This is a genomic window from Halogeometricum sp. S3BR5-2, assembly GCF_031624635.1.
Classification (GTDB): domain Archaea; phylum Halobacteriota; class Halobacteria; order Halobacteriales; family Haloferacaceae; genus Halogeometricum; species Halogeometricum luteum.
This window is the reverse complement of record NZ_JAMQOQ010000006.1, coordinates 217,308-230,157: the sequence shown is the minus strand read 5'-3', so window position 1 is coordinate 230,157 and position 12,850 is coordinate 217,308. Positions and strand designations below refer to the sequence as shown.

At 60.2% G+C, this 12,850-nt stretch carries 8 protein-coding genes and 1 tRNA gene; 8 read left to right on the top strand and 1 reads right to left on the bottom strand.

Annotated features, from left to right (window positions below):
* Positions 1 to 87 precede the first annotated feature (87 nt).
* The 8 genes from NDI79_RS19950 to NDI79_RS19915 all read left to right on the top strand — a co-directional run bounded on the left by NDI79_RS19950 (position 88) and on the right by NDI79_RS19915 (position 10,074).
* A complete protein-coding gene (locus NDI79_RS19950) occupies positions 88 to 1,221 on the top strand; it encodes a sensor histidine kinase (protein ID WP_310930448.1) in 1,134 nt (377 codons plus the stop codon).
* A gap of 313 nt (positions 1,222 to 1,534) precedes the next feature.
* Positions 1,535 to 2,119 carry an amino acid-binding protein gene (locus tag NDI79_RS19945; RefSeq protein ID WP_310930447.1) on the top strand — a complete coding sequence of 195 codons (585 nt, stop codon included), beginning with the start codon at positions 1,535 to 1,537 and terminating at the stop codon, positions 2,117 to 2,119.
* Complete coding sequence (locus NDI79_RS19940) at positions 2,116 to 3,075, top strand: homoserine dehydrogenase (protein ID WP_310930446.1); 960 nt, start codon at positions 2,116 to 2,118, stop codon at positions 3,073 to 3,075. The genes NDI79_RS19945 and NDI79_RS19940 overlap by 4 nt, the downstream gene beginning before the upstream one ends.
* A gap of 189 nt (positions 3,076 to 3,264) precedes the next feature.
* A complete protein-coding gene (tuf, locus tag NDI79_RS19935) occupies positions 3,265 to 4,530 on the top strand; it encodes a translation elongation factor EF-1 subunit alpha (protein WP_310930445.1) in 1,266 nt (421 codons plus the stop codon).
* A complete protein-coding gene (gene rpsJ / locus NDI79_RS19930) occupies positions 4,531 to 4,839 on the top strand; it encodes a 30S ribosomal protein S10 (RefSeq protein WP_008387011.1) in 309 nt (102 codons plus the stop codon).
* A 268-nt stretch (positions 4,840 to 5,107) separates the two neighbouring features.
* Positions 5,108 to 5,179 (top strand) — tRNA-Ala (locus NDI79_RS19925).
* Between the two features lie 188 nt (positions 5,180 to 5,367).
* Entirely contained in the window at positions 5,368 to 8,172 is a 2,805-nt protein-coding gene (locus NDI79_RS19920; RefSeq protein WP_310930444.1) for a helix-turn-helix domain-containing protein, read from the top strand.
* Between the two features lie 168 nt (positions 8,173 to 8,340).
* Positions 8,341 to 10,074: an SIR2 family protein gene (locus NDI79_RS19915; protein ID WP_310930443.1), complete on the top strand. Its 1,734-nt coding sequence runs from the start codon at positions 8,341 to 8,343 to the stop codon at positions 10,072 to 10,074.
* A 1,325-nt stretch (positions 10,075 to 11,399) separates the two neighbouring features.
* Here NDI79_RS19915 and NDI79_RS19910 read toward each other — a convergent pair.
* On the bottom strand, positions 11,400 to 12,767 hold the full coding sequence (locus NDI79_RS19910) for a hypothetical protein (RefSeq protein ID WP_310930442.1): 1,368 nt from the start codon (positions 12,765 to 12,767) through the stop codon (positions 11,400 to 11,402).
* Positions 12,768 to 12,850: the final 83 nt, after the last annotated feature.

Sequence of the window (12,850 nt, the reverse complement as noted above, 5' to 3'; positions counted from 1 at the left end):
CCGCGCCGTCGGCCCGCCCCGTTTCGTTATCCTTTTTGAGAATTAACACCGAGAATACATCTTCTCGCGCTCCCTCCGTCCGGGCGTATGCTCACGAGAGTTCTCACGCTCGCGGAGCGCGTCGGGTTCGGGTCGCCCCCCGAGTCCGCCGCGCGGCAGTCGACGTCCGCGGTCCGCGTCGCCGCCAGCGGACTCGTCGCGCTGACCGGACTCGTCCTGCTCGTCCCGAACCTCGCACCGCTGCTCCGCGGCGCGGACGACGGCGTCGTCGTCGTCCTCTCGCTGCTCGGGTCGGTCGTCTCGGTGGGTCTCGTCGCCGCCGGCGGACTGCTGTACTGGAGCCGCTTCACCGACCGCAACGCCGCCAGAATCGCCGTCTGGAACCTGCTCGGCGTCGTCGTCCTCGGCGGCGTCATGGCGGCGCACGCCGCCGCGCAGGGCGCGTTCGCGGGCGGCGTCGACGCCTCGGCGTTCACCGTCGGTAACCTCCTCGCCATCGGCGCGGCGGCGCACGTCATCATCGGCGTCTACGACGCCCGCCGGGTCCGCGCGGAGCAACTCGCGCGACAGCGGCGACAGACGGCGGTGCTGAACCGCGTCCTCCGGCACAACCTCCGCAACGAGGCGCAGGTGCTCACCGGCCACGCGGACATCGTGGCCGGCGCCGCCGGCGACGACGGGACGCTCGCGCGGTCCGCGGCGGCGCTCCAGCGGAGTTCCGCCGCGGTCAGCAGCCTCGCCGACGGCGCGAAAGCCATCACGCAGGCGCAGGAGCGCGAGGCGTCGGAGTACGTCGAGACGGACCTCTCGGCCGTCGCGCGCGCGGCCGTCGAGGACGCCCGCGAGCGCAACCCGGAGGCGACCGTCCGCCTCGACGCCGAGACGGGCCTCGACGCGACGGTGCTCGGCAGCAAGGGCGTCCGCACCGCGCTGGACGAACTCGTGAAGAACTCCTTAGAGCACGGCGGTTCGGCCGTCGAGGTGAGCGTCTACGTCTCGCCCGACGCCGTCGAACTCCGCGTGAGCGACGACGGGCCGGGCATCCCGACCCACGAGCGCGACGTGGTCACCGGCGACGCCGAGATAACGTCGCTCACGCACGGCAGCGGCCTCGGTCTGTGGGTCGTCGAGGCCGTCGCCTCCTCGCACGGGGCGACGCTGGCGTTCGCGGACCGGGAGGGCGGCGGCGCCGTCGTCTCGCTGACGTTCCCGCGCGCGTAGACGCCTCTCGACGCTTTTCCTCTCCGCCGGCTGCCCCGATGCGGTTCGCTCCTCGACACCGAGCGGTTCGTGCGGTTCACGACCGCAGGTTACCGGTTCCGGGATGCAGTCGTTCTCTCATCGGTAACGCAGGCCACGCCTCGGAGCCGCGGACGGCGGACAGATTTGCAACCGACGAAGGCTTATAACGCGCGCACCGAGTGCACGGTAGTATGCTGACGGGGTCACACCGCCCGGCACGCATCGGTACGGAGCCACAGCGCGATTCCTCCCTGCCGACGACACCGGCGCCGGGTGTCGCGGGGGTGGCGCGATGACGGGCGCCGAAGCCGGGGTCGAACCCGAGGTCGAGACCGAGGCCGTTCCCGAGACGGACGGCGGCGAGCAGCCGAAACCGCACACGATACGGCTGGAACTCGCCGACGAACCGGGTCAACTCCTGGACGCGCTCCGCCCCATCGCCGAGAACGGCGGCAACCTCCTCTCCATCTTCCACGAGCGCGGGAACCTCACGCCCCGCGGTCGCATCCCGGTCGAAGTCGACCTGGAGTGTCTACCCGAGCGGTTCGAGAGCATCGTCGACGCCCTCCGTTCGGAGGGGGTGAACGTCATCCAGGCGGGCGCCGAACACTACGGCGAGACGCTGACGGTCGTTCTAGTCGGCCACCTCGTCGACACCGACCTCTCGGACACCCTCCGGCGCATCGAGCAGTGCTCCTCGGCGTCGCTGACGAACGTCTCCCTGAGCGCGCCCGAGGGCCGCGACGACGTGTCGAGCGCCAGCCTCCGGTTGGCGACGCACACCGGGCGGACCGAGGACGCGCTCGAAGTCCTCCGCGAGGTGGCCGCCGAGAAGGACCTGCACGTCGTCGAACCGCTGACGGAGGCGGGCCAATGAGCGGCGGCAAGCGCCTCGCCGTCGTCGGCGCCGGCGCCGTCGGCGGGTCGGTGGTCGAACTCGCCCGGGAGTACGGTCACACCGTCACGGCGTTCGCGGACTCGTCTTCGGCCGTCGTCGACGCCGACGGCATCGACGCCGACTCGGCGCTCGCGCGCAAGGAGTCGGAGGGCCGCGTCGGGTCGGCCGACCCGGAGGCGGCGCTGGACGCCGAGTACGACGTGCTCGTGGAGGCGACGCCGACGACGCTCGGCGACGCCGAACCCGGCTTCTCGCACGTGCGCGGCGCCCTCGAACGGGACCGACACGTCGTCCTGGCGAACAAGGGACCGGTCGCCGAGCGGTACGCGGACCTGACGGCGCTCGAACGCGAGAGCGCGGGCGAGGTGCGCTTCGAGGCCACCGTCGGCGGCGCCATCCCGGTGCTGTCGACCGTCGAGGACCTCTCGCCCGGTCACGTCACCGCCGCGCGCGGCGTCCTCAACGGGACGGCGAACTTCATCCTCTCGCGGATGGCCGCGGAGGGTCTCGGCTACGAACACGTCCTCGCGGAGGCGCAGGACCTCGGCGTCGCGGAGGCCGACCCCGCCTTCGACGTCGAGGGGACGGACGCGGCGCTGAAGTGCGTCATCCTCGCGAACGTCCTCGCGGAGGGCGACCGGGAGTACACCCTCGCGGACGCCGACGTGGAGGGCATCCAGAACGTCCCCGGGAGCGCATTGGAACTCGCCGCGGAGGACGGGCAGACGATACGCCTCATCGGCGAGTGCACGCCCGAGGCGGTGCGGGTCAGCCCGCGTCTCGTCCCGCAGAACGCGGCGCTGGCCGTCACCGGCACGCGCAACATCGTCCAGTTGGAGACCGAACACGCCGGTCAGTTGAACATCAGCGGCCGCGGCGCGGGCGGCCCGGAGACGGCCTCGGCGGTGCTGGCGGACGTGGGCCGTCTCGACTGACGGGAGAGACCGTCGACTCGCGCGCTCTCGACGCTGAAACGGCGGGGGCGTGACACGCTCTCTCGGGCGTGAGATGCGCTCGCACAAAACGCGGTACGCGGGCGTCTCGGGGCGTATACGTATCGAAATGGTTTTAGGTCTATCTGGCTAAACACGCCAACACAGAGCGCCTTAGCGCGTGACCTACCCATGAGTGACAAACCGCACCAGAACTTGGCCATCATCGGCCACGTTGACCACGGAAAGAGTACGCTGGTCGGACGACTCCTGTTCGAGACAGGGTCCGTTCCGGAACACGTAATCGAGCAGCACCGAGAAGAAGCAGAGGAGAAGGGCAAGGGCGGCTTCGAGTTCGCCTACGTCATGGACAACCTCGCAGAAGAGCGAGAGCGCGGTGTCACCATCGACATCGCCCATCAGGAGTTCGACACCGACGAGTACTACTTCACCATCGTCGACTGTCCCGGTCACCGCGACTTCGTGAAGAACATGATCACGGGGGCTTCGCAGGCCGACAACGCCGTCCTCGTGGTCGCCGCCGACGACGGCGTCGCACCCCAGACCCGAGAGCACGTCTTCCTGGCCCGCACGCTGGGTATCAACGAGCTCATCATCGCGGTCAACAAGATGGACGTCGTCGACTACAGCGAGGACACCTACAACGAGGTCAAAGAGGAGGTCCAGCAGCTCCTCAAGCAGGTCCGCTTCCGCTCGGACGACGCGACCTACATCCCCATCTCGGCGTTCGAGGGCGACAACATCGCCGAGCGCTCGGACAACACCGACTGGTACGACGGCGCCATCCTCCTCGAGGCGCTCAACGACCTGCCGGAGACGGAGCCGCCGACGGACGCGCCGCTTCGCCTCCCCATCCAGGACGTCTACACCATCTCGGGCATCGGTACCGTCCCCGTGGGACGTATCGAGACCGGTACGCTCAACCCCGGTAACAACGTCTCCTTCCAGCCGTCCGACGTGGGCGGCGAAGTGAAGACGGTCGAGATGCACCACGAGGAAGTCGACAGCGCCGGGCCCGGCGACAACGTCGGCTTCAACGTCCGCGGCGTCGGCAAGGACGACATCCGCCGCGGCGACGTCTGCGGTCCCGCGGACGACCCGCCGTCGGTCGCCGAGACGTTCAAGGCCCAGATCGTCGTGATGCAGCACCCGTCGGTCATCACCGCGGGGTACACGCCGGTCTTCCACGCGCACACCGCGCAGGTCGCGTGTACCATCGAGGCCATCGACCAGAAGCTCGACCCCGCGTCGGGCGAGGTCGCAGAGGAGAACCCCGACTTCATCAAGTCCGGCGACGCGGCGGTCGTCACCGTCCGCCCGCAGAAGCCGCTTAGCATCGAACCGTCCGGCGAGATTCCGGAGCTCGGTTCCTTCGCAGTCCGCGACATGGGTCAGACCATCGCGGCCGGGAAGGTCCTCGAGGTCAACGAGCGATAGATGCAGCAGGCACGCGTTCGTCTCGCCGGGACCAGCCCGGATGACCTCGACGACATCTGCGACGACGTCCGCGAAATCGCGAACAAGACGGGCGTCAACCTCAGCGGGCCGATTCCGCTGCCGACGAAGACCCTGGAGGTTCCCACCCGCAAGTCCCCCGACGGTGAGGGGACGGCGACGTGGGAGCACTGGGAGATGCGCGTCCACAAGCGTCTCATCGACATCGACGCCGACGAACGCGCCCTGCGTCAGCTGATGCGGATTCAGGTGCCGAGCGACGTCAGCATCGAGATCGTCCTCGAAGACTGAATCGCTCCCCTGCCGCATCGATTCGCGTCGCCCGCGAGGGCGACGAACCGGCGCGCGTCTGGCCGCTCGACTCGAAGCCACGACGCTAAGGCGCACGCGCCGTTCTCTCTTTCACGTTTCTCGTTTCGGTGAGCGGTAGCACTGACTGTGGTATCCGTTCGTCGGCCCGCAGAGACCGCACGACCGCGGTCGTCTTCCTGTGCGAGTGCCTGTCGCGCCGGGTGCGAAACAGAAGGTACAAATGAACGGACGCCTTCGAACAGAGTGCGGGCTCGTAGATCAGTGGCAGATCGCTTCCTTCGCAAGGAAGAGGCCCGGGGTTCAAATCCCCGCGAGTCCATAGGAGTTCGTTCTCTTGTCGAACTCACCTCTTAGCGACGGCTCGCGGTTCTCTCCCGCCATCATGCACCCGCGAGTTACCCCTCACAAACCGGCGGTCTCGCCGAGTGGATTCCTGCGTCGAATCCACCGAGTCGCCGTCCGGCGGTCCGACGAAGGAAATCGGGGGTTCGTCCTCAGAGGTGAGCCGTGGCCGACCGTAGGCCGCAACTCCTCCTCGACGAGGAGTTCGACGTTCCCGACGGCGCCGTTGTCGTCGACGAGGTCCCGGTCGGTCGCCGTGCGCTCTGGAAAGCCATCGTCGATGAAGGGCTTGATAGCGTCCTCTGGAGAGCGACAATTTCACTGTCCGAAGTCGGCCGATTCGATGAGGTTCTCGACGACCTCGGCGTTCTGAATGAGGGGTGGGTCACCGCAGGATGGTGGGCCGCACTCGAACGAGCCCGTACCAACCGGATGAGATACTTCTCCGAGTTCTTCGAGGAGTCTGACGCTCTCGACGGCGACGCGTATCTCGCCCGTGAACTCGCGCGTCGCGACGACCTCACGGACCCGTGGGACTCGGTCATCGCAGACACGCGTCGACTCCCTGCGACGGGAGGCATCGAAGACGTCCGCCGAGGACCGGTCGCGCTGCTCGACGCCGACGATACCGAGCGAACAGTCGTGCTCGACGTCAACCCGATCTGGTTCGACGCGCCGCGGAAAATGCGTCGACGATGGCTGGCGTTCGTTGACGACCTCGCGGAGGGACTCGAAGTCGTCCTCCGATGCACGCCGGCAACGCGTTCGTGGCTCCGTCAAGAGCACGCTGATGACGCCGAGTTCGTGAACGAGACCGGACAAAGCTATAGTCGCGACCGCGCCCCCGCGCGCGAGGCGGCGGAGCGAGCCCTCGCGACGCTCGCACGCGGGCACCCGGCGTGGAAGGTGCTCGACTCTATCGTCGAGAGAAACGAGAGAGAGCGCACGCTGGCCGCTATCAACGAGGATCTCCGGTTCTCCGGTGTGGGTGCGTCGACGAACTCGAAGCGCGTCACGGCGCTCTGCGACGCCGGTCTCGCCGAGCGTCTCACCGTCGCGGGGAAGACTGTGGTTGTCGCGACGGCCACCGGCGTCCACGCAGTGGCCCACCATCCAAATCTCGACGGCGCCGGTTCTGAGGAACACTGGAGTCCCGAATCTGACCCCCGAAATTGTTCCGCTGGCTCCGTGTACTCCCCGCATGCACGGGAGGCCCCCCCGGAGGACTGCCGGCCGGTTGGGGAGGAAGGCGTCGCGACGGACACCGCTGGCGAGTCCGATCCTCGCGAAGACGCACCGCAGGATGGGTGGCTCTCCTCGTGGGACCACCACGCGATGTTCGCCGCTGCTCCGCCCGGCACCGCGGCCCTCTCCGACGAACGCCTCGACGAGGATGACGACCGGGACCGCCGCAGCTACGACCGCTCGATCAACTCGGAGAAACGCGAGATCGGCGTCGAGGTCGAAGTTGACCACGTCCACGGCATCACCGCGGGACGATTCGCGATGGCCCTCGCCGACAACCAGATCCTACACGACGTCCTGACCGACGCAGCACTCGGCGAGAAGCTCGCCGATCTGGCGAACGGGAACCTCGCCGTCCTCAGACTGGCGCGGAACCTCGGCTGGTTGAAGAACGAGGACGCGGCGCCGACGGACTACCGAGAACGGCTGTCGGACGCCGCGAGGTCCATCTCGTGGATGATGGGCGATGTCCGACCGGCTGATGCAGAGAACGGCGACATCGATAAGGAGGCCGCTTCAGCACTCCTCTCGAAGTCGTTCGGATTCATCGGGACGATGACGCACATCCTCGACCTCCTCGGCTGGTCGGTCGCGTTCTCGTTCCGATGTCCCGAGTTCAGCCGAAACTTCGCGAGTGAGCGGTTCAACCGGTCTTTCGCCACGTTCGTGGCGAAGCTCTTCTCGATAACGACGCGGTCCGGCCACTACGTCGCTCAGCGAGTGATGTTCGATGCTCGGCAGAAGAAGCGCGAACAGATGCTCGGCGCACCGACCGGCGGCGACGGGGAAGCACTCGCATCGGTGCTCATTCGGGGACCGGGCGTTGGGCAACTATTCGAGGAGTTCGAGAACCTCGGCGACTGTCTCGATCTCGTCGACGCGAACTCTCGGAACTTCACCCCGTTCGAGACGGATATCGAGGTCGTCGACGCTCACCGACGAGAGGCGGTCGCAACGGCGCTGGCACGGCTCGGTTCGAAGAAGCGCCTCGACCCGACGCCATTCTCGACGAACTTCCTCCACGCTCTCACCGGCTCGGTGTTCGCGGCGGCGAAAGCCTTCGGACGTGGCCTCGGTGGGCAGGACAAGGGACGGCGCCGGAAGGTACAGCCCGACGAACTTCGGCTGGCGGTGACCGCACTCGACGCCGAAGATATCCTCCCGAACGTCGGATACTCGGCAACATCGAGAATCGTCCACAGCCTGCTCAACACCGAAGAACCGCTTACAACTAGAGAACTTGCAGACCGGGCTGGCGTCACCGAGAAGACGGTGAGCAACCGTCGCAAGGAGTTGGAGGGCGCCGGCTTCATCATCGTCGAGGAGGGCAGACCTGGGAAAGCGAACTTCTACAGATTCTCGCTTCCGTTCCGGTCGGAGCGGGATGAGGAGGACGCGCCGATGCCGCGGTACGCCGAGGGCGGCGAGACGATACCCGGCGGGTGGGAGGTGCACGACGTCATCGCCGAGGCGTTACGAGGGTTCGGCATCGACCTGGTGCTCGAGCACTCCGAGCTATGGATGTCCATCGTCGACGGCGAGGTCCGCGTTGACGTCCTCGAAGAGAGGTGGCCGCGACTCCAAGGCTGGCCAGAGGTGATTACTCGGCTGCTGGATGAGCGTTCATCGAGGAGTCCGGTCGGACCAAGGACGTCGTCGACGACGCTCGGCGAGAGTCCACCAGACTATCAACTGTCGATATCGTCCGCTGCGGCAGCCGACTGAACATAATGAGCTGGCGGAACCCCAACTGCCAGCATCGTCCACTACGGCATCTGATTGATAGCGTGGACGATGATCTTGCCAGTGTTTGACTCTGTTGTTTTGCTAATACTTACCACTGGGCCAATCAAAGTCGAAGTATGATCTTGACTAAGAGGGAGTCGATAACGCATGGTTGACCCTGAGATCTCGCTTACGTTTTCGGTGAGAAACAATCCCGGTCGGATGGCGCTATTAATCGGTTCTGGTGTCTCTACCGGTGCTGGTATCCCAACTGGCTGGTCAATTGTCCGTGATCTAATCAGTCAGCTCGCAGCTCTAGAAGGAGAAGAGATTGATGGCAAGCCGGAGGAGTGGTACAAAGAGACGTACGGCGAAAAAGCAACCTATGACGATGTTTTGGAAAAAGTCGGTCCATCAATGGAAGACCGCCGGTCAATTTTAGAGAGGTATATCGAACCCACAGAAGAAGAAAAGGAACGTGAACAGAAGGTTCCAACTAGTGCGCATGAGAGCATTGCTTGGTTAGTGGACAAGGGCTACGTGAACGTTATCGTCACTACGAATTTCGACCGATTGTTGGAGAAAGCTCTCAGCAGGCGTGAGGTGTCTCCAGTTGTGATTACTAATTCAGATGATGCGAAAGGAGCAGAACCACTGACTCACCAAGACGCGGTTATTTTGAAGATCAATGGCGACTACAAGGAGAGAAATATCAAGAACATCGGTTCTGAGCTCGAAGCGTACGATGAGCCGATTCAGGAACTCATTAGTCAAGTGTTCCGAGAGTATGGCCTCATCGTGTGTGGGTGGTCTGGGGAGTGGGATACCGCACTTCGAGATACATTAAAAGAATGCGAAGTTCACCGGTATTCTACTTTCTGGGCCTACTACAGCACACTCAAAGAGGCCGCGAGATCTCTAACCGCTCATCGGGACGCTATTGACTTTCGGGCAGGGGAAGCAGATGTTTTCTTTACCGAACTCAAAGAACGCGTGCAGGCGCTTGAAGGAGCAGAATCTGGTGCCCCGTTGAGTCGAGAGATCGCGCGCGAGCGAACGAAGCGCTACCTCACTCGCGAAGAGCACAAGATCGATCTCGCAGACTTGTTGAACGACGAGGCGAAGGAGGTCTATAGCCGAATATTCGATGAAGAACGCTTCCCGCTCGGTGGTTCAGTAGCCAAGGGGGAGGATGACTCTCGACTGGACGAGTACGAGTCTATCATCGGGACCCTCCTGACAGCGTCTATCACGTGTGCATTTTGGAGCAGCGAAGCCGCTAACTCGGCACATCAGCCAATTTCGTCGGTTATTCAGCGAATCGCGTCACTCCCGAATCCATCTATACGTCCAAGCAAATTGTTGAATACTCTGAGGCTATATCCCGCTACGGCACTCTTGTATGGTATCGGAGTTGCTGCGGTAGCATCTGATGATTGGGAACTGGTTAAACATGCGTTGCTCGACACGCGTATCCAATCTCGAACACAGTACGGACGTATAACTGAACCACCAGCCGTGAATGTACTTCATCCACACGAAGTCGCAATGGGTTACCCACGCCCACACGGCGGTAAAACCAAATTACGAACTCGGCTAGAAGAATTTCTGCGTGACCCCATTAGTGAACCTCTTGCTAATCCTGAACAGTTCCGAATCAATTTTGAGCTGTTTGAAACCGTCTCTGACATGATCCTGCTACAACGGCGGACCGGTGACCAAGATCCCGATATAGTAGACAAGAGTATGAGTTTTGCCGAACCTGCGACTGGTAGTGCTGTGTCGATAGATGAGAAGATTGAGTCGAAAGGCACGAGCTGGGGGCCAATTCGTGTGGGGTTGTTTGAGTCCCCGGAATCAGCTCTACAGCTTGTAAGCAGGATAGAAAAGCTACGGTTTTAGTTTAGTCTATTTGCCCCAATCAACTAACAGACTACACTCTACGGTTGTCCGATGGACCGGCTAACCTGATAATCGACGTTCAACTCTTCAACATCCAGAAGACGCGCAATTTCTGGTGGCGTCAGTGACCCACTTTCTTCAGCGGCATCAAGGACGTCGTCGATCACTCCGGATGGGTAGGCGTGATTCGACCCGTGCATCCGAAGGTAGTACCGGACGGCCTGGTCGAGCGCCTTCGATGTGTGTCCCTTTCCCGTCGCTTCTTTTAGATGCTCCCACATGCGCGCTCGCTGTTCCGTTTTCTCGATTCTCATCTTTTTATCATCGATCCCTCGGTCTTGGTACTGTTGGACTAAGTGATAACATAGATGTCTGCTTGGTTTTAGATTGCAGAGACACAATACAAAATGCTTAGTGTGAAGATCTTTTATCTTATCACGTCTGGTTCACAGTATGTTACGGATTGATCTGGATTCAAAAATTTCAGCGTTCATTTTACTATTTGTGTTTGTGCCCTTCCTATCTTACTTCGCCTCTTCCTATTCTGTTGATCCCAATAGTCCATTCTTCCACGCATACCAAACTTTGTCCGGTAAACTTGGAGTATCCCTTTCAATGATGGCACCTAGTGGAAACCAACTGCTGATAGTTGGCTTTGCCAGTCTCTTTTTCTATCTCGTGGCTATTCGTCGCTGATGTCTCTAGAATTCTACTGTACAATCACGTGCTCGTTGCACAACCCCTCGAGATACCTAGCTCTGTCGAGTATCTCAACCAGCGACAGTATATAAAGAACTCCTCGGAAGCTTGGTGAGGGAACTGATTCGGACCCCTCTGTTTCCGCTGAAGTGGTGCTCGTTGCACAACCCTTGTGCAGAGTGATGTGCAACGAGGCGGATCGGATGTTCTCGACGAAAAACCGGGAGTTGAAACCGTGGTTCAAACGTTAGCAGCGAGGCCGTTATGCGCTAGAAAAGACGCAGTTCTAAATACCGCAACTAGCCTCAGCGGAACCCCGGTTTATATATGGGTCACAAAACTCCAACTACACACATTGAATAGATCGTCCAAACGACTTAGCCGATGGGGCGACCGCCATACTCAGCGGCGAGATCGCTTTTCGCGACTCTGAGGTGCTGTGTCAATGATACTGGAGAGATCATTGTAGATGGTCTCTATTGCCCTGACGTAGAACGTTTGGACTTGTCCAACTGTTTTTGTGGTGATTTCACATTTCCATCTTCATTGTTGTCACCCAGTGATCGTTCTTGTTGTCTGTGAGCGAGAATGTTCGCTAGATTGGCAGCGAAACTATGTCTCCTAGTTTATACCTGATAGACATATGCGTCATCTTCGAGAGATTCGGGGTAGTCCCCAATTCCCCATCCCTCTCCTGTGGTCTCGATATAGTAGTAGTCCCGTTCATCATACTCCCAGTAGGAGCCTTGAAGATCAGTACCATATATTCCGGTTCCCATGTGTCCTGGGGGCTGAATAAGAACCATGTCATATCCAAATGGTTCACACTGAAGGATTCCAGCTAGTAAGATTGAGGTATCCTCACAGTCGCCACCCAGTTCAGTAAGTGTCTCGAGGGTATACTTAGTATAGTCGTTGTATCCCGTCGAAACGTCGTCAGGCACATATGGAAGACGTTGTACAAAGTCGATAATAAATTCTACTTGCTCTACTTTTTCACTGAAATCATTGTCTAAAGCGATATCTGAAATAATCGCAGCGAATTCCCCAGCAAACCCATTCTGCATCTCGAAAGATACAAATTCCTCGCGACTTCTCCCGTGGTCACGTTCAACAGCAAGCGCATAAGCACTCTTAAATACGAAATACGATGCAGACCACTCCCTTCCTTTTGTTCGACCGCTTACCGAAAGAGCAAACGCTCCTTCGGCGTCTTCACGAGTATAATAGTCTGTTTCTTCAGTATTGATTCGTGCAAGAACGTCCGGTTGGTCCCGTCGAATATTCTGAGTATCTGTATCGACGACAAATGGATCTGACTCCCCAAGGAAAGTGAAGTCACTAAGAGATGCACTCTCATATGTCACGTCCTCATCAATGAAGAATATTAGAAAATGAACTAACTCATCCTTGGCCGATTCCGGAAATTCGAGATCAAGTTCAATAGGGGTGTAACCACTATCATTAGCCGAAAACGACGTACGGTAATATTCATGGTCTTGTTCTCTGGGAAAATTTGCGAGAAGGAGAAGCAGATCATTTCCATTAGCAGTAATGCCGTCCATGTCTTCGCTGACAACTTGAATAGTAGCCTTCGTTGAAGAGTATGAAGAAATATAGTTCCGACCCTCGTAGACCTGTGGGTTTTTTGCAGTTATTGTTCCGTAATCAGTCTCTGGCTTTGGAACCGGAGTAGATGTTGAACTTGGCGTCGGTGTTAGCGTCTTTGTTGGAGTCTGTACCGGAGTTTGGGTTGGAGTATCAGTCTTTGGAGTCATCTTCGCCGTACCCTTTACATCAGCGCGTTCCTGTACGCTCTTGTCACGTGGAGCGTAGTCTTTGCTGTCAATAACTCCATCACCATCAGTGTCTTCAATACTAGCACCACCAATGCACCCTGCGAGACCGAGAAGGGACCCTGTACCGACTGTAGTGAGCAATTTTCGGCGGGCTAAACCCAGACTATCGTTCGACTTGTCATCAGACCTTGACATATACTTAATATAGATTATTTATTCAAAGTTGATAACTCCTCCGTGCTGGTATTCTTTGCTGAGAATTAGAGAATTGGCAATAC